Source organism: Streptomyces sp. NRRL S-646 (assembly GCF_000720765.1).
GTDB lineage: Bacteria > Actinomycetota > Actinomycetes > Streptomycetales > Streptomycetaceae > Streptomyces.
Genome location: NZ_JODC01000033.1, coordinates 25,748 through 43,336 on the forward strand (window position 1 = coordinate 25,748; position 17,589 = coordinate 43,336).

The following is a 17,589-nucleotide window of genomic DNA, read 5'->3' on the forward strand; positions in this document are numbered from 1 at the left end:
CGAGGAGCGCCGGCGCGGTGCCTGTGTCAACGGGGCTCGTACGGCTTGGGCAGGCGCATGCCCCGGTCGGCCATGATCTGCCGGACGTGGTTGGGGTAGTTGGTGATGATGCCGTCGACGCCCATGTCCATCAGCGCTTCCACGGTGGCCGGATCGTCGCAGGTCCACGGGATGACCTTCAGGCCCCGTGCGTGAGCCTCCTCGACCATGGTCCGGTCGGAGTAGAAGCGGAAGTCCGGGTCGCCGACCTTGCCGTTCTGCGGGAAGCCGTAGTTGGGGGAGAGGGCTTTGACACCGGGGATGGTGGCGGCCGCCTTCACGAAGTCGCCGCCGTAGTCGTCGGCGTCGATCCCGCCGAGCCACGGCGAGGCGCCGGGCTGTCCGACCTGAAGGAAGTCGTAGTTCGTGAGCGCGACGAGGGGCCACTTCGGGGCCAGCTTGTGCATCGCCTTCAGCGCGCCCCAGTCGAAGGACTCGACGGTGACCTGGCGCTCGATGCCGGAGCGGTGGATCTCCTCGTGGACCCGGCGCACGAACAGCGCGCGCGGCGCCGTCTGTTCGGGGGCTCCCGCCTCGACCTTGGTCTCGATGTTCAGCTTGAGCTGCTTGGCGTGATAGCTCCTGACCAGGTTCAGGACGTCCTTCAGCTCGACCATCCGGAACCCCTTGACCACCTCCTGCTCGGGGAAACCGGGCAGCTGCTGGTAACCGCAGTCCATGGTCTTGATCTGGGCCAGCGTGAGGTCCTTGATGTACTTCCCGACGTACGGATACATCGGGTCGCCCGGCGTGACGGGCGCGGTATCACGGCACTTCTGGGCGCTGATCTGCCGGTCGTGGTTGACGACGACCTTCTCGTCCTTGGTGATCTGGGTGTCCAGCTCCAGGGTGGACACTCCGAGACGCATCGCCTTGCCGAATCCCTCCAGGGACTCCTCCGTCGTCATGCCGATGCCGCCGCGGTGCGCCTGCAGGTCGAAGCGCGTCTTCTGGGGCGGCACGCCGGAGCCGTCGTACGTCGTCGCGTGAGCCGCCGCCGGGAAGGCGAGCACCGGAGCCAGCGCCAGGGCGGCGAGGGTGTGTCTTGCGGACATCGAAACCTCACTCAGGTCGGTTCGGGCCACTGCACGACGCTAGTTGGACCCCGGCCCGGCGAAACGGCCCGCACATGAGGACGGCGTGAAATGTACGTGCGGCGGCAAGGACCACTTCTTCTGCTGCCGTTTTGTAGCGGCAGGCACTCTTGACAACATGCGTACTGTTTCGCGACGTTTGATCCTCGGCGGACAGTTCGGAACCTGAGAATCAACCGCGGAACGACCGTGTACACGGCCGGGAACCGGCTGATACTCAAAGAACGTGGTAGGACGCGGACAGCGCGCCGCGGGGGGACGTCACGGGGGGAGCGGTCGCGGATGCGATCAATGAACAGGGGTCCACACGCTCTACCGGCCTGCGCTGCGGCCGGGTCGTCCCTCGCGGAGCCTGTGGAAGGGCGGATGATCTGACGTGGACGTCACGACCCACAGAGTCGACGAACTGAGCAGCTCGCTGCGTACGGCGTGGCATGCGGCGATGGACGAATCCCCCGAGTACGCCAATCCTTTCCTGGCTCCGGAGTTCGCGCTCGGGATCGGCAGGTACCGCGCCGGCACACGGATCGCCGTCCTGCGTGAGGCGGGGGCGCCGGTCGGCTTCCTCCCGTACGAGCGCAACGCCTTCGGCGTCGGCCGGGCCATCGGGCTCGGCCTGTCCGACTGCCAGGCGCTGGTGCACCGCCCCGGAGTCACCTGGGACGCCCAGGACCTGCTGAAGGCCTGCGGGCTGTCCATCTTCGAGTTCGACCATCTCGTCGAGGAACAGAAACCGTTCGGCCGGCATGTCACGGGGATGTTCGCCTCCCCGGTCGTCGATCTGAAGCCCGACGAGAGCGGCTATGCGACCTGGCTGCGCGGTGCGTACCCCGGGCTGGCCAAGACGACGCTGAAGAAGGAACGCCGTCTCGGGCGCGACGTCGGTGAGGTGCGGTTCGAGTTCGACGAGCGCGATCCGCGGATGCTGCGCCGGCTCATGCAGTGGAAATCCGCCCAGTACCGCAGGACGGGCCGGATGGACCGCTTCTCGCGGCCGTGGATCGTCGACCTGGTGGACCATCTCTTCCAGGTCCGCGAGGAGCACTTCACCGGTGTGCTGTCGGTGCTGTACGCGGGCGACCGACCGGTGGCGGCACACTTCGGGCCCAGGTCGCGCACCGTGCTGGCCGCATGGTTCACCGCGTACGACCCCGATCTGCACTACTACTCGCCGGGCCTGATGATGCATCTGCGCACCGCCGAGGCGGCGGCCCGGCACGGGGTGACGCTGATGGACCTGGGGCGCGGCGACAAGGAGTACAAGGACTGGCTCAAGACCCGCGAGCTTCGCGTGGCGGAAGGGTTCGCCAGCCGCCCCCACCCGGTCGCGGCGGCCCACCGGCTGTGGCGCAGACCCGTGCGCGGTCTGCGGAACACGGTCAATGCCCACCCCGAGCTGCGCGCACCCGCCGACCGCCTGCTGAGGACGGTCGGCACCCTGCGCACATCGAGACCGACGAACTCCGGCACGGCGGGGCCCCGCACACGCTGAACAGACCCTGACGTCAGCTCGCAGCGAAGTCCGGTCCGTCTGTCCGAGCAAGGGTGTAAGCATGTAATGCACGCCCTTGGGCCAGCGGAAAGGTCGACTCGTGGCCGAGACACTTTCCGAGCCCGACCGCTCCCGTCAGGAGCAGGCCGCGCTCGACTCCTACTCGAAGATCGTCACTTCCGTCGCCGTCGAACTCACGCCGAAGGTGGCGGCTCTGAACGTCGCGCACCGCCGATCCAGAGGCCGATTCGTCATGGGGACCGGCTCCGCCGTGGTCTTCACCGACGACGGCTTCCTGCTCACCAACGCCCATGTCGTCGGGCACTCCGACGCCGGTACGGCGTCCTTCGCGGACGGCACGACCACCCCCTTCCACGTCATCGGCGCCGACCCGCTCTCCGACCTCGCGGTCGTGCGCGCCGACGGGCCGACCCCGCCCCCGGCCCGGCTCGGCGAGGCCGACGCACTACGGGTGGGACAGCTGGTCGTGGCGGTCGGCAACCCCCTCGGGCTGACCGGCAGCGTCACCGCCGGCGTGGTCAGCGCGCTGGGCCGGTCGCTGCCGGCGAGCGCGGGCCGGGCCACCCGCGTCATCGACGACGTCGTCCAGACCGACGCCACCCTCCACCCCGGCAGCTCGGGCGGGGCACTCGCCACGGCCGACGGCAGCGTCGTCGGCATCAACACCGCCATCGCCGACGTCGGCCTGGGCCTTGCCATCCCCGTGAACGGCACCAGCCGCCAGATCATCACGACCCTGCTCTCCGAGGGCAGAGTCCGCCGCGCCTATCTCGGCCTCGCCGGTACCCCCGCGCCGCTGCCGCCACTGCTGCGGGCACGCACCGGCCGCCGCACGGGCCTGCGGATCGTCGAGGTCGTACCCGCGTCCCCCGCCGCCCGTGCCGGGCTGCGAGACGGCGACCTGCTGATCACCGCCCACGGCGAACCGGTGACCAGCGCACAGGCCCTGCAGCGTCTGATGCTCGAGGACGCGATAGGACGCCCCCTCGCCCTCACCGCACTACGCGGCGACGCCCTCGTGGACGTGATCGCCACACCGGTGGAACTGCTCGCGGACGACTGAGCGGCCGAGAATCCCGGCGGTCCGCGGTGCTCGGGCCTGCCGACGGATGCCCGTCCTCTTCACGCGCCCAGCAGCCGACGTCCGCGCTGATACGGGGGCTTGCGGTCCGCCGCCTGGTTCTGCGGCCCGGTTCGCCTCCGCCGCTGGGTACCTGCGCTCCTCGCGCGGCTACGGCTGGCACCTGGGCTTGCGGCCTGGCGAGGCGTTCGCTGCCTGCCACGGCGTGGCGCACGGGTTTGCGGCCTGTCGCCTGGGTTTGCGGCTTGGTGCAGACATGCGGTGTCCGGCGTCTGCGCTGGTTGATGGGCATGGGGGCTTGTGCGCCCGGGGCCTTGCGGTGCGGGAGGCGTCGGGTGGTTGGCGCTGGCCTGCTGTGTGGGTGCGTGGTTTTGCGGCCTGGTGGAGGCGTGTGGTGTCCGGTGCCTGCGCTGGTTGAGGGGCTTGGGGGCTTGCGTGCCTGGGGGTTTGCGGTGCGGGGAGGCGTCGGGTGGTTGGCGCTGGCCTGCTTTGGGGGTGTGTGGGTTCGCGGCCTGGTGGAGGCGTGTGGTGTCCGGTGCCTGCGCTGGTTGAGGGGCTTGGGGGCTTGCGTGCCCGGGGCCTTGCGGTGCGGGAGGCGTCGGGTGGTTGGCGCTGGCCTGCTGTGTGGGTGCGTGGGCTTGCGGTCCGGTGCAGGGGGCTGCCGTCCAGCGCATGCGCTCGTCGTGGCATGGGCGCTTGCGGTCCGGCGCCCGGACGCAGGGCCCGTGGAAGGTGCCTGTCGCCGGGCAATGGGCCCTGCGCCCCATGAGTCCGCCTCCCGGTTCCGGCCAGGCGACCGGTGCACGGGCTTGCGGCCCGAGGACGGGGCCTGCAGGCCGGTACTCGTACTCGCCGCGCAGTATCTGGGTTTGCAGCCCGGCGCACGCCCTTGTCGCTTTGCCGAAACAGCAACAGGCATCGACCGCGTCGTCCCGCACCCGGCATGATCGTCGCCCGCGCCTTCGGTCACGCTCGCCCCGGGAGGGACCCATGCCGCAGACCCCCGCCGCCGACCGCCCCCATCACCGCCTTGTGCCCTCACCCGCCGGCCGTACCCACTTGGTGGAGCAGGGCAGCGGGCCCCTGGTGCTGCTCGTGCACGGCTTTCCGGAGTTCTGGTACTCGTGGCGGCACCAGCTGCCGGCCCTGGCCGCCGCCGGCCACCGTGCCGTGGCCCTCGACGTCCGCGGCTACGGACGCTCCTCCAAACCCGGGGACGTGGCCGCGTACCGCATGCTCGACCTGGTCGCGGACAACATCGCCGTGGTCGACGCCCTCGGCGAGCAGTCCGCCGTGATCGTCGGGCACGACTGGGGCGCCACCATTGCCGCCGGCTCGGTCCTGCTGCGGCCCGACGTGTTCCGCGCGGTCGGGCTGCTGAGCGTGCCCTACACCCCGCCCGGCGGCCCCAGGCCCAGCGAGGTCTTCGCGGGGATGGGCGGCGAGGAGGAGTTCTACGTCTCCTACTTCCAGAGCCCCGGCCGGGCCGAGGCCGAGATCGAACCCGACGTGCGAGGCTGGCTCGCCGGCTTCTACGCGGCCCTGTCCGCCGACACCATGCCGGCGCCCGGCGCGCCCGACCCGCACTTCGTCGGCCGCGGCGGCACGCTGCGCGACAGGTTTCCGGCAGGCCGCCTGCCGCACTGGCTCGGTGAGCCCGAACTCGACGTCTTTGTCGGGGAGTTCGAGCGGACCGGCCTGACCGGGGCCCTGAACCGCTATCGGAACATGGACCGCGACTGGGAGGACCTGGCCGCCCACCACGGCGCCCCCATCGCGCAGCCCTCGTTGTTCGTGGGCGGATCCCTCGACGCGTCCACCACCTGGCTGGCGGACGCGATCAAGGCGTACCCCACCACTCTTCCCGGTCTGACCTCCTCCCACGTCCTCGACGGCTGCGGCCACTGGATCCAGCAGGAACGCCCCGAGGAGGTCAACCGGCTGCTGATCGACTGGCTCGGCTCTCTCGATTCTCTCGGCGGATGATGCGCTTCAGGGCTTGCCGGTCCAGGTGTGGGCCACATCCACGATCACGTGGCCGTCCACCCGAAGCACACGGAACGGCAGCCGGGCCCGGACGCCGAGCCCGAGCTGGGTGTCGCCCTCGAAGCTGCCGGCGAACCGGGTGTCCCTGAAGGCGCGGTACCCGGTGAGGTCGACGCCCGGCAGCGGACGGCCCGCCCGGGCGGGATAGGTGGGTGCGCCGGTCTCGGGGTCGTAGCTGGGTGCGTGCACCCGCACCTCGAGGACGGCGCCGCCGCCGACGGGTATGAGGCGCCCGGATCCGTCCTGGTAGAGGTGGCTGACGTACCTGACGGAGTAGCCGAGGCTGCTCCGGCCCGCGCCGGGGATGTCGATGACCATCCGGTCGTAGCAGGTGTGGCGGCCGGTCCTGACGTTCCTGACCGGCGTCGTCGTGGATGCTGAGTGTGTCTTGGCGAGGCTGCCCCAGCCGGTGGGGCAGGTGACGGTCTGGGTGGTGGCGGCCGGTGCGGCGTCTGCGGGAACCGCGGTCGCTCCCATCGCGGTGCCCAGGAGCATGAGCGTTGCCCATGCGGTTCTGCTGCGTGTTGCTCTGCTTCGTCTCATCACGTCCCCCGAAGCATCGTTCGTATGGATATCTGATGAGACATACAGGATGGCTGAAAGGTTGCGGTTCCGGCCGGTTATCTGCAGGATCCGCTTACGCCGCATCCGTCGGCTACCGCGTGGGCACGAATCCGCCGTCGACCCGCGGGTCGGTACCCACCGTGTTCGCGGCCCCGGCACCCGCGAGGAACAGGACGGCCCCCGCGACCTCGGCGGCCTGCGAGAACCGGCCGGTGACCGTCGCCTTCGCGGCGTCTGCCGTCACGGTCGACGGATCGGCGCCGGTCGCTCGGCTCACCGTGGCCGCCACGCCGTTGTCGGCCGGCCACGGGTCGGTGGCGACCGGGCCGGGACTGACAGTAGACGGAGCTGTTCCGGCCCGCCGCGCGAGTGCCCGCGGACCGCGTGCATGGAGGCCGTGGTGTCCCTGAGAGTCACCTTCGGATGACTGAGCCAGTTGCCGACCCTGCTGATGTCCTGGTCGTCGCCCAGGCCGCGGGACCGGGCATGCAACAGGGCGGCCGGAGACACGCGCCCTGCGCTCGCGGCAGGACACCGGCGAGCGCGGACCGGGCGTACCGGTCAGTGCGGCCCGTGCGTCCACCGCCCGCCCAGCATGGTGGCGTGCACCGGCATCTCCCGCAGCGTGCATGCGTCCGCCTCCGACGGGTCCACGTCCACGACCACCAGGTCGGCCGCGTCGCCGACCCGGAGCTTTGAGCGTCCCTGTGCCGACGCGGCGAGGGCCGCCGCTACCGGGATCCGCTGCTCCGGATGCCAGGCCGGCCGCCCGTCGTCCGTCCGGTGCACCGCCGCCGCGATGCCCAGCCACGGGTCGAGCGGCGAGACGGGAGCGTCGGAGCCGAACTCCAGCCGGGCGCCGGAGGCCAGCAGGTCGCCGTAGGCGAAGGCGCGCCCGGTGCGCCCGGCCCAGTGCCGGTCCGCCACATCGCGGTCGTCGGCGGCATGCGCGGGCTGCACCCCGGCGGTGACGCCCAGTTCCGCGAACCGCGCCACATCGGCGGCCGACAGCAGCTGGGCGTGCTCGATGCGACCCCGGCAGCCGACGTCCGCGAACGCGTCGAGGGCGAGGGCGTTGGCCCGGTCACCGATCGCGTGCACGGCCGGCTCGATGCCATGGGCGGCGGCACGCCGCATCAGACGGACCAGCTCCTCGTACGAGGTCTCCTGGATGCCGTATGCCTCCTTCGTGCCCTCCAGCCCCGGGTAGGGGTCGCAGCACAGCGCCGTCCGCGTGTTGAGGGAACCGTCCGTGAACAGCTTGAGCGGGCCGACCCGGACCAGGCCTCCGGTGCCGGGCAGTACGTCCCCCGTCCTCAACCCGCCCTCGACGGCCGAGTCCAGGTGCCGGGGATAGACGGCGGCCAGCACCCGCACAGCGAGCGCCGAACCCGCTGCCCGTAGACACCAGTCGGCGAGGTTGTCGGAGAAGTGGAAGTCGATGATGCCCGTCACGCCCCGGCCGGCCGCATCGCGGCAGGCCTGCGCCACCCACTCGTCGAGGACCTCGTCGGCCACCTCGGGCAGCGCCTGCAGGGCCTCGAAGCACTCGTGCTCGCGCAGCAGTCCCGTCGCATGGTCGCCGCGGCCGACCAGCGCCAGGCACGCCGAGTTCAGCCAGACGGCATGCAGATCGGCACTGATCAGCGCGACCGGCCGATCCGGGCACACGGAATCGAGCAACGTCCTGTGAGGCGTGTCCGGCCACAGGCCGTCCCGGAAGCCCTGTCCCATGACCATCTCGTCCTCGGGCAGACCGACCGCGTGCAGACGTACGGTTTCAGCGACCGCCCGCGCGGACTCCAGCCCGGCGAGATCGACCCGATGACGGTTGCCTGCCCACTGCGCCGCGTGCACATGGGCGTCCCACAGGCCCGGCAGTACGGTCCGCCCGTCCATGTCGAGCACCGGGCCGCCGAGCTCCCTGTCCACCTCGACGGCGACGACCCGCCCGTCCGCGATGCGCACACTGCCCAGCGGTCCGCCGGCGCCCAACCGCACTCGGGAGAGCGTCAGCGCGCGTGGCGAGTCGACTTCGACCGCGGCAGGGCCGGGTATGCCGTCGAGGCTCGTCATCAAATCTCCAGTGGTGAGATCCCGGTGATTGGCCTCTGAGGCTACGCGGCGACAGTGCGGTGAGGGCGGGTGGAGCTCCGGTAGATGGAGATGCCCACGGCCAGCAGCCAGTAGCTGAGGATCGCCCCCATCAGGGCCGTCGTACCCCAGCCGTTCGCCGCGTAGAAGTGCGCGGGCGTGTTGCCGAAGAACAGGGACGGTACGAAGGCCAGGTTGATCGCGGCCAGGACGTAGGCCGAGCGGCCGATCCAGCGGGGCAGGACGCCGGTGCGCGCGACGATGTAGCCGACCGCCGTCAGGAAGAGGCCCAGCATCAGCCGGGAGATCGACCCGTAGAGGATGTAGGTCCCCTCGACCGTGATGGTCGGATCGATCGGATGGTCGGTGGCGATGACCGCGCCGGCCTCCAGTCCCATGGAGACCAGGGTGATCGTCGCGTAGACCAGCCCCGTCGCGGAGGCGATCGAGCCGGCCCACTCGTAGGCGGGATGCGTGCGCTTGATCAGTTCACGGAAGGCCGTCACGAACACCACCAGGCAGGCGAGGGCGACGATTCCGAGCAGCAGCCGGGTGAGCACGTTCGCGTCCGGCGGCGGGCCCGAGTAGACGAAGTACAGGGGTACTTCGACGATGAGTGCGGCCGCGGCGGCGATGCCGGCGGCGCCGGTGAGGCGCCTGGCGAAGGTTTCGGTCATGGGTGTTCCCCCGAGTCCGTGAGGTGGATTCCGCGTCGGTCCGGTTGCCGACGTGATGAATCCTTCCGGCCGCGGGGCCCGCCGTCCCTGGGCCTGGGGACCGGATTCAGGGTGTCCTCAGCACCACCCTCAGCCCAGGGCCTTGTCCAGGTTGAAGGCGGCGCTGATGAGGGCGAGATGGGTGAACGCCTGGGGGAAGTTGCCCTGTTGCTCGCCGGTGTGGCTGATCTCCTCGGCGTACAGGCCCAGATGGTTGGCGTAGGTGAGCATCTTCTCGAAGGCGAGGCGTGCCTCGTCGATGCGGCCGGCGTGGACCATGGCCTCGACGTACCAGAACGAGCAGATGGAGAACGTGCCTTCGTCGCCGCGCAGCCCGTCGGGGCTGGCCATGGGGTCGTAGCGGTAGACGAGGGAGTCGGACACCAGGTCGTGGGTGAGCGCGTCGAGGGTGGACAGCCACTTGGGGTCGGTGGGGGCGATGAACTTCGTCAGCGGCATCATCAGGACGGCCGCGTCGAGTACGTCGTCGCCGTCCTCGTGCTGGACGAACGCCTGCCGGGTCTCGGACCAGCCCCGCTTCATGATCCGCCGGTAGATCGTGTCGCGGGACTCGCGCCAGCGGGGCAGATCGGCGGGCAGGCCGCGGCGGTTGGCCATGCGGATGGCCCGTTCGATGGCCACCCAGCACATCAGGCGGGAGTACAGGAAGTTCTTGCGGCCGCCGCGGGTCTCCCAGATGCCCTCGTCGGGCTGGTCCCAGTGCTGGCACACCCACTCCACCAGCGTGCACACGTCGTCCCACTGGGCGCTGGAGATGGGCTTGGCCCATTTGTCGTAGAGGTAGATCGAGTCGATCAGGGCGCCGTAGATGTCGAGCTGGAGCTGGTCGGCGGCCGCGTTGCCGATCCGTACCGGCGCGGAGCCCTGATGGCCTTCCAGGTGGTCGAGTTCGAGTTCGGTGAGGTCGGTGCGTCCGTCGATGCCGTACATGATCTGCAGGGGTGCGGAGTTGCCGTCGGCGCTCGGACTGACGTGCCGGGTCAGGAACTTCATGAACGCCTCGGCCTCTTCGGTGAAGCCGAGCCGCAGCAGCGCGTACACGGCGAAGGCGGCGTCGCGCACCCATACGTACCGGTAGTCCCAGTTGCGTTCGCCGCCCAGCTGCTCGGGCAGGCTCGTGGTCGGCGCGGCCACGATCGCGCCGGTGGGTGCGTAAGTGAGCAGCTTCAGGGTGAGGGCGGAGCGGTGCACCATCTCCCGCCAGCGGCCACGGTACTTGGAGGCCGAGAGCCAGCGCCGCCAGTACGCCACCGTGGTGCCGAACTGCTCCTCCGCCTCCAGCTTCGCGCACCGGCGCGGCTCCACGTCGCCGCCGACCTGGTCCAGCGCGAACACCGCGGTCTCGCCCTCGGAGAGCTTGAAGTCGGCGTGCGCGTCCGGCCCGTCGGCCTCCAGCGGCACCGTCGCCGTCAGTGCGAGCGACAGCCCCTCGGATGCGAACACCGCGACCTCGCCGACCAGGCGCAGGGTGTGCGGACGGGTGCCGTAGTCGAAACGCGGGGCGACCCGCGTACGGAACGGGATGGAGCCGCGCACGCACACCACCCGCCGGATCAGCCGGTGGCGCTCGGTCTCGGCGTTTCCGCCGTTGAGCGGCATGAAGTCCTGCACCTCGCCGACGCCGTCCTCGGTGAAGAACCGGGTGATCAGGACGTTGGTGTCGGGGAAGTAGAACTGCTTCGTCTTCGCCGGTACGGACGCCGCGAGCTCGAAGGAGCCGCCGCGCTCCGCGTCCAGGATCGCCGCGAAGACGCTCGGTGCGTCGAAGGCCGGGCAGCAGTACCAGTCGATGGTGCCGTCGGTGCCCACGAGGGCCACGCTGCGCAGATCGCCGATCAGTCCGTGCTCGGCGATCGGCAGATACCGGGGAGAGGCCCCCGGGACGCCCTGGTCGATCGCTTCTGAGCCCATCGCAGCCTCCCTGCCCCGACACGCATCCCGCTCCCCAGCCTAGGCGGAATCAGCCGGCCGGGGTGAGGATCGCGCCGGCCGGGGCGCACTGTCGGGAGTCAGACGGTGACGACCGCGATCCCGGCCTCCTCGAAGCGGCGGATCGTGTCCGCGCTCGCCGCGGTGTCCGTGACCAGGATGTCGACCGACTCGGCCGCGCAGATCCGGGCGAACGCCCGCCGGCCCAGCTTGCTGGAGTCGGCGGCGACGACCACCCGCTCGGCGCGCTCGCACAGCAGCCGGTTGATCGCGGCCTCCGCCTCGTCGTGCGCGGCGGCGCCGTGCGTGACGTCGAAGGCGACGACACCGAGCACGGCCACATCGATGGTGATCTGGCCGAGCACGCCGTCCGCGAGCGGCCCGATGAGCTCGTACGACTGCGGGCGCGCCACCCCGCCGGTCACCACGATCTTGAACTGGGGGCGCACGGCAAGCTCGTTGGCGATGTTGAGCGCGTTCGTGACGACGGTGAGCGCCGGGGAACCGGAGGCGAGATCGCTGCGCACGGCCAGGGCGCGCGCCACTTCGGTGGTGGTCGTGCCGCCGGTCAGCCCCACCGCCTCGCCCGGCGCGACGAGGCCGGCCACCGCCTTCGCGATCCGCTGCTTCTCGGAGGCGTTCCGGGCCGTCTTGTAGCGCAGCGGCAGCTCGTACGACACCCCGTGCACGACCGCGCCGCCCCGCGTGCGGACGAGCATCTGCTGCTCGGCGAGCTGGTCGAAGTCGCGCCGGATCGTCGCGGCCGAGACCTCCAGCTCGGCCGCCGCCTCCTCGACGTCCAGCCGGCCGCGCTCGACGAGCAGTTCCAGCAGCGCCTTCCAGCGGGCGTCCCGGGACATGCCCACCCTCCGTTCCTCGATCTTCCGGCGACCCTAGCGCACCCCGCATGAGCTCGAATGCTTGATTCTGCTCGAAAGCTGGCTATATCTTGCAAGAACAATCACGCGTGCCATCAGGTCAGGAATCGGAACAGGGGAGGGCCCGGCAATGACCCATGTCGAGGACGAGCTGACCAGCCAGCCCGAGTGCTGGATACGCGCTGCAGCGGAAGCGGACCGGCATCGCGCGGCGCTCCCGGCGCCCGGGGAGCGGGTCGCGATCGTCGGGTGCGGCACCTCGTACTTCATGGCGCAGGCGGCCGCCGCGCTGCGCGAGGGCGCCGGACAGGGGGAGACGGACGCCTTCGCCGCCTCCGAGTTCCCCCACGGGCGCTCGTACGACCGTGTCGTGGCCCTCACCCGCTCCGGCACCACCACCGAAGTCCTCGACCTGCTCGGCCGGTTGAGGGAAGGCACGCGAACCACGGCGATCACCGCCGACCCGCACACGCCGGTCATGGCGGCCGCCGACGACCTCGTCGTGCTCGACTACGCGGACGAACGGTCCGTCGTGCAGACACGGTTCGCGACGACGGCGCTGACCCTGCTCCGCACCCATCTGGGCCTGCACACCGACGCCGCAGTCGCCGACGCCCGTACCGCTCTCACGACCCCGCTGCCCGAAGGGCTCGTCGCCTGCACCCAGTTCACCTTCCTGGGCCGGGGCTGGACGGTGGGGCTGGCCAACGAGGCCGGGCTGAAGATGCGCGAGGCCTCACTCGCCTGGACCGAGGCCTACCCGGCGATGGAGTACCGGCACGGCCCCATCAGCATCACCACGCACGGCACGGCGACCTGGATGCTCGGGGAAGCCCCCGAGGGGCTGGCCGAGCAGGTGCGCGCAACCGGCGGACTGTGGATCGCGGGCGGCCTCGACCCGCTCGCCGAACTGGTCCGCGCCCAGCGCCTCGCGGTCGCCGTCGCCGCGGCCCGCGGCCTCGACCCGGACCAGCCGCGCCACCTCACCCGCTCGGTGATCCTCGCGCCCTGACGCACCCCGAAAAGCCCGAAGGGAGAAGCCGTGCCCCTCGTCACCACGGGCGAACTCGCGCCCCGGGCCGCCGCCGAGCACTCGGCCGTCGCCGGGGCGTGTGGTCTCGTCCCGGACCGGCGGAGCCATCTGGCCCGCTCGGTGATCCTGGCGCCCTGATACGCCCCGACACTGCCTGAAGGGAGAAGCCGTGCCCCTCGTCACCACCGGCGAACTCGTCACCCGGGCCGCCGCCGGGCACTCCGCCGTCGCCGCCTTCAACATCATCACCCTGGAACACGTCGAGGCCGTCATCGCGGGCGCCGAGGCCGCCGAGGCCCCCGTCGTCCTCCAGGTCAGCGAGAACGCCGTCACGTTCCGCTACGGCCGACTGCTCCCGCTCGCCCGCGCGGCCGCCGTCGCCGCCGAGCGCGCCTCAGTGCCCGTCGCGCTGCACCTCGACCACGTCCAGAGCGACGACCTGCTGCGCCAGGCGGCGGACGCCGGATTCAGCTCCGTGATGTACGACGCGGCCCGCCTGCCCTACGAGCAGAACCTCGCCGCGACCAGGGCCGCCGTCGACTGGGCACACGCCCAAGGCCTGTGGATCGAGGCCGAGTTGGGGCAGGTCGGCGGCAAGACGGGCGAGCCCCCACTGGACGCCCACGCGCCCGGCGCCCGCACCGACCCGGCCGAGGCACGCGCCTTCGTCGCCGACTCCGGCGTGAACGCCCTCGCTGTCGCGATCGGCAGCACCCACGCCATGACCACCCGCACCGCCACCCTCGACCACGACCTGCTCAAACGCCTGTCGGCCGCCCTGGACGTGCCACTCGTCCTGCACGGCTCCTCGGGCGTGCCGGACCACGAACTCGCCGCGGCGGTCGCGGGCGGTATCGCCAAGGTGAACGTCGGCACCGCCCTCAACATCGCCATGACGGGCGCGATCCGCGACTTCCTCGCCGCCCATCCCGAGGCGGTCGACTCACGCAAGTACCTGAGCGTGGGGAGGGAGGCGATGGTGCGGGCGGTGACCGGGATCATCCGGACCGTCGGCCGGTTTGCCGCCTGATCACTTCCTGACGGCCTTAAGCACCACGAACTTCGGGTCGCCGGCGACCAGTTGACTGTTGCCGAACACCTGGCGCAGCTTCACGTGGTACCCCAGGTGCCGGTTGCCGACCACCCACATCTCACCGCCGGGACGCAGCACACGCCGCGCACCGGTGAACATCCGCCACGCCGTCTGGTCGGTCGTCGCCTGGTGCGAGTGGAACGGCGGATTGCTGAGCACGAGGTCGACACTCCCGTCCGGCACCCCCGCCAGCCCGTCCCCGACCCGGAACTCCGCGTGCCCGGGCACCCCGTTCGCCTTGTACGTCGCCTCCGCCGAGGCCACGGCCTGGAACGACTCGTCCACGAACAGCACCTCGGCCGACGGCTCGGCCACCGCCACCGCCGTACCGACCACGCCGTTGCCACAGCCCAGGTCGACCACCCGCCGCCCGCCGGGCACGGCGGGCAGATGCTGCAGGAAGAAGCGGGTGCCGATGTCGAGGCGGTCGGCGCAGAACACACCCGCGTGGTTGACCACGGTGCGCCCCGAGACCGGGCCGATACCGTCGGGCAGCGCATAGCTGAACGGCCACGGGTTCGCGGGCCGCTCCGGCGAGGCGTCGGGCGTGCAGAAGATCAGCCGGGCCTTCCGCTCGGCCAGCGAGGTGCGGGTCGGCCCGAGGATCCGCTCGAACAGCTGCAGCGTCGAGGTGTGGATCTCCTTCACCATCCCGGTGCCGACGACGACCGTCCCCTCGTGCACCGCGGGCGCCAGCCGCAGCAACTGGTCCTCCAGCAGCGCGAGACTCTTGGGCACCCTCACCAGGAGGACGTCGATGCGGTCGGGCGGCGGATCCTGGGTGGTCAGCAGTCGTACGGCACCGGCCTCGACGCCCGCCCGGGCCAGGTTCGCGCGGGTCGCCTCCTGCGCCAGGAACGAGTCGGTGATCTGCACGGGCCGGTGCGCCGCGAGCGCGGTGACCAGGGCGCCCCAGCGGTCGCCGAGGACCACGACCGTGCCGGACAGCGGGACCTTCTCGGCCGCCAGGTGCCTGAGCAGGTACTCGTCGGAGGCGTCCCAGGCGCGCAGCCTCTCGCGCGGGTCCTCGGGGAAACGGGCCAGCGCGAGCTCGCCCCACGGCGTCGTCATACGGTCGTTCATCGTGCGTCAAGGCTAGCCGAGCCCCAGCTCACGGCCGGTGGGGGAGGATGGCGACATGGATGCCGAGCTGTTCCCGCGGGAGCGCAGGGAGGTTGCGCCCGGCGCGGTGCATGTGCCCGGCTGGCTGGCCGCGGCCGCCCAGCGCGAGCTGCTGGACGCCTGTCGCGAGTGGGCGCGCCCACCGGCCGGCCTGCGCACGGTGCGCACGCCCGGCGGCGGCACGATGACCGCCCGGCAGGTCTGCCTGGGCCGGCACTGGTACCCGTACGGCTATGCCCGCACGGTGGTCGACGGTGACGGTGCTCCGGTGAAGCCGTTTCCGGGGTGGCTCGGCGAACTGGGCCGTCGGGCGGTCGCCGATGCACTGAGCACAGTGGCAGCGGTGGCGGCAGTGGCATGTGACATTGCACAGTCGGTGTCATATGACATAGCACTGATCAACTTCTACGACGGCAACGCCCGCATGGGCATGCACCGCGACAGCGACGAGAACTCGGACGCGCCCGTGGTGTCCCTCAGCCTCGGCGACACCTGCCTCTTCCGTTTCGGCAACACCGAGACCCGTACCAAGCCCTACACGGACGTCGAGCTGCGCAGCGGCGACCTGTTCGTGTTCGGCGGACCGTCCCGGCTCGCCCACCACGGGGTGCCGCGGGTGTACGCGGGCACCGCGCCCCCGGAGTTGGGGCTGACGGGACGGCTGAACATCACGCTTCGGGTCGGCGGCCTGTAGCCCGGCGTAACTGCGGATCATGGGAGACTCGCCCTCATGAGCGGCAAGGCGGACCCCCGGCCGACGGGGGAAGGGACCACCTCGAGGGCGCGGTTGGACCGGGGGCGCGGGGCGCTCGGGCCCGCGTTGGAGCTCGTGCACACCGGACGCGCGCCCACGAGGGCGGTGCTCACCGCCGAGCTCGGCGTCACCCGGGCCACGGCCGGCGCGGTCGCCGCCGAACTGGAGGCCCTCGGACTGATCCGGGTCGACGCCCGGCCCGGCGCGGCGGCCGGCTCGCAGGGCAGGCCCTCGCACCGGCTCGCAGTCGCCGAGGACGGCCCGGTCGTCCTGGCCGCGCAGGTGCACGCCGACGGCTTCCGGGCGGCGCTGGTCGGCCTGGGCGGCCGCATCGTCGCCACCGCGCCGGGCTGCGAGACCGTCGACGCCGACCCGGCGAAGGTCCTCGGCTCGGTCGTGGAGGCGGGCGCCGAGCTGCTGCGCTCGACGGGACGGCGCTGCGTCGGCGCCGGACTCGCCGTACCGTCCGCGGTCGCCGAGCCGGACGGGCTCGCCCTCAACCCCCTGCACCTGGCGTGGCCCGTGGGCGCGCCGGTCCGGCGGATCTTCTCGGAGTGCGTGCGCGCGGCCGGCATCACCGGGCCCGCCTTCGCGGGCAACGACGTCAACCTCGCCGCCCTCGCCGAGCACCGGCACGGCGCGGGCCGCGGCGCCCGGGACCTGCTGTGCGTGGCCACCGGCCACCGGGGCGTGGGCGGCGCGCTGGTCCTGGACGGCCGCCTGCACACGGGCAGTTCGGGCCTGGCTCTGGAGGTCGGCCACCTCACCGTCAACCCCGAGGGCCGCCCCTGCCACTGCGGCAGCCGCGGCTGCCTCGACGTCGAGGCCGACCCGCTGGCCCTGCTCACGGCCGCGGGCCGCGACCCCGGCCCCGAGATCTCCCTCCTCCAGCAGGCCATCGACCTGATCCGCCACCACTACGACGACCCGACGGTCCGCACCGCCACCGAGGCCCTCATCGACCGCCTCGGCCTCGGCCTCGCGGGCCTGGTCAACATCCTCAACCCCGACCGCATCATCCTCGGCGGCCTCCACCGCACCCTCCTCGACGCGGACCCCGGGCGCCTGCGCGCCGTCGTCGCCGACCGCAGCCTGTGGGGCCAGAGCGGCGGCGTCCCCATCCTCGCCTGCACCCTCGACCACAACAGCCTTGTCGGCGCGGCCGAGTTGGCGTGGCAGCCGGTACTGGACGACCCGCTGGGCGCGCTCAGCCAGTAGAGGTGCACGGCTGGAACGCCTTGGCCAACTCGTCCGCCGGCGGCCCAGGGACGGATGCCGGGTGCAGGGCAACTTCAGGTGGGGCGGTGAGCACCGGCCGCCATTCGGTCGCGAGGCGTTCCTGCAGGCGACGCCGAACGTCGTCCGCCAACCGAATGCCCGAGTGCCATCAGTCCGCTGGTTCGGCGCCGAGCTGCTGTCAACGGCATACGTTCGGGTCGCACGCAGCACCGGATGGCGTGGGCGAATCGGTTCGACGCAAGCGCTTCGACGGGACGCCACGACTGGCTGTGTGCGGGGTGAATGGCGTGGCGCGAGGCGAATCCGTCAGCGACAGGCGGGTCGAGGCTCGGCACCTTCGGCCAGTGCCCTCCAACCGGCTCTCCGCGGCCCG

At 71.6% G+C, this 17,589-nt stretch carries 16 protein-coding genes; 8 read left to right on the forward strand and 8 right to left on the reverse strand.

All coding sequences use genetic code 11. The features are described from left to right. Positions 1-26 precede the first annotated feature (26 nt). Positions 27-1,094, reverse strand: a complete 1,068-nt coding sequence (locus tag IH68_RS0145765) for a glycerophosphodiester phosphodiesterase family protein (protein WP_030948896.1) — start codon at positions 1,092-1,094, stop codon at positions 27-29. A gap of 415 nt (positions 1,095-1,509) precedes the next feature. Between IH68_RS0145765 and IH68_RS0145770 the strand changes: the two genes are divergently transcribed. From IH68_RS0145770 to IH68_RS0145780, 3 genes are all read left to right on the forward strand, one after another. Beyond that, on the forward strand, positions 1,510-2,625 hold the full coding sequence (locus tag IH68_RS0145770; RefSeq protein ID WP_030948901.1) for a GNAT family N-acetyltransferase: 1,116 nt from the start codon (positions 1,510-1,512) through the stop codon (positions 2,623-2,625). Positions 2,626-2,725: 100 nt separating this feature from the next. Then, positions 2,726-3,709 (forward strand): S1C family serine protease, encoded by a 984-nt coding sequence (locus tag IH68_RS0145775; protein WP_030948905.1) that lies wholly within the window; start codon positions 2,726-2,728, stop codon positions 3,707-3,709. 1,008 nt (positions 3,710-4,717) lie between these two features. After that, the gene (locus IH68_RS0145780) at positions 4,718-5,713 is read left to right on the forward strand and encodes an alpha/beta fold hydrolase (protein WP_030948908.1); all 996 of its coding nucleotides are present in this window, start codon (positions 4,718-4,720) and stop codon (positions 5,711-5,713) included. A gap of 6 nt (positions 5,714-5,719) precedes the next feature. Here the strand turns inward: IH68_RS0145780 and IH68_RS0145785 are convergent, their stop codons facing one another. From IH68_RS0145785 to IH68_RS0145810, 6 genes are all read right to left on the reverse strand, one after another. Beyond that, entirely contained in the window at positions 5,720-6,316 is a 597-nt protein-coding gene (locus IH68_RS0145785; RefSeq protein WP_420719037.1) for an AMIN-like domain-containing (lipo)protein, read from the reverse strand. A gap of 112 nt (positions 6,317-6,428) precedes the next feature. Next, complete coding sequence (locus IH68_RS0145790) at positions 6,429-6,614, reverse strand: hypothetical protein (RefSeq protein ID WP_159403850.1); 186 nt, start codon at positions 6,612-6,614, stop codon at positions 6,429-6,431. Positions 6,615-6,898: 284 nt separating this feature from the next. Next, complete coding sequence (locus IH68_RS0145795) at positions 6,899-8,413, reverse strand: amidohydrolase (protein WP_051834074.1); 1,515 nt, start codon at positions 8,411-8,413, stop codon at positions 6,899-6,901. A gap of 41 nt (positions 8,414-8,454) precedes the next feature. Continuing rightward, entirely contained in the window at positions 8,455-9,108 is a 654-nt protein-coding gene (locus IH68_RS0145800; RefSeq protein WP_030948917.1) for a hypothetical protein, read from the reverse strand. 129 nt (positions 9,109-9,237) lie between these two features. Beyond that, positions 9,238-11,079 carry a glycoside hydrolase family 15 protein gene (locus IH68_RS0145805; protein ID WP_030948921.1) on the reverse strand — a complete coding sequence of 614 codons (1,842 nt, stop codon included), beginning with the start codon at positions 11,077-11,079 and terminating at the stop codon, positions 9,238-9,240. A 98-nt stretch (positions 11,080-11,177) separates the two neighbouring features. After that, positions 11,178-11,957 (reverse strand): DeoR/GlpR family DNA-binding transcription regulator, encoded by a 780-nt coding sequence (locus IH68_RS0145810; protein ID WP_030948923.1) that lies wholly within the window; start codon positions 11,955-11,957, stop codon positions 11,178-11,180. Positions 11,958-12,105: 148 nt separating this feature from the next. On the opposite strand from IH68_RS0145810, the gene IH68_RS0145815 reads away from it, so the two are divergent. From IH68_RS0145815 to IH68_RS0145825, 3 genes are read left to right on the forward strand one after another with little or no spacing between them, the layout of a single operon-like run. Continuing rightward, positions 12,106-12,987: an SIS domain-containing protein gene (locus IH68_RS0145815; RefSeq protein WP_030948926.1), complete on the forward strand. Its 882-nt coding sequence runs from the start codon at positions 12,106-12,108 to the stop codon at positions 12,985-12,987. A 30-nt stretch (positions 12,988-13,017) separates the two neighbouring features. Next, on the forward strand, positions 13,018-13,146 hold the full coding sequence (locus tag IH68_RS59320; RefSeq protein ID WP_267883790.1) for a hypothetical protein: 129 nt from the start codon (positions 13,018-13,020) through the stop codon (positions 13,144-13,146). Positions 13,147-13,177: 31 nt separating this feature from the next. Further along, the gene (locus tag IH68_RS0145825) at positions 13,178-14,038 is read left to right on the forward strand and encodes a class II fructose-bisphosphate aldolase (RefSeq protein ID WP_030948928.1); all 861 of its coding nucleotides are present in this window, start codon (positions 13,178-13,180) and stop codon (positions 14,036-14,038) included. Here IH68_RS0145825 and IH68_RS0145830 read toward each other — a convergent pair whose 3' ends face one another. After that, positions 14,039-15,172, reverse strand: coding sequence for a methyltransferase (locus tag IH68_RS0145830; protein WP_030948931.1), 1,134 nt, complete (start codon positions 15,170-15,172; stop codon positions 14,039-14,041). It abuts the gene before it with no gap. Positions 15,173-15,239: 67 nt separating this feature from the next. Between IH68_RS0145830 and IH68_RS0145835 the strand changes: the two genes are divergently transcribed. Both IH68_RS0145835 and IH68_RS0145840 read left to right on the forward strand, forming a co-directional pair. Next, complete coding sequence (locus IH68_RS0145835; RefSeq protein WP_030948934.1) at positions 15,240-15,917, forward strand: alpha-ketoglutarate-dependent dioxygenase AlkB family protein; 678 nt, start codon at positions 15,240-15,242, stop codon at positions 15,915-15,917. Positions 15,918-15,953: 36 nt separating this feature from the next. After that, positions 15,954-17,195, forward strand: coding sequence for an ROK family protein (locus tag IH68_RS0145840; protein WP_030948938.1), 1,242 nt, complete (start codon positions 15,954-15,956; stop codon positions 17,193-17,195). Positions 17,196-17,589: the final 394 nt, after the last annotated feature.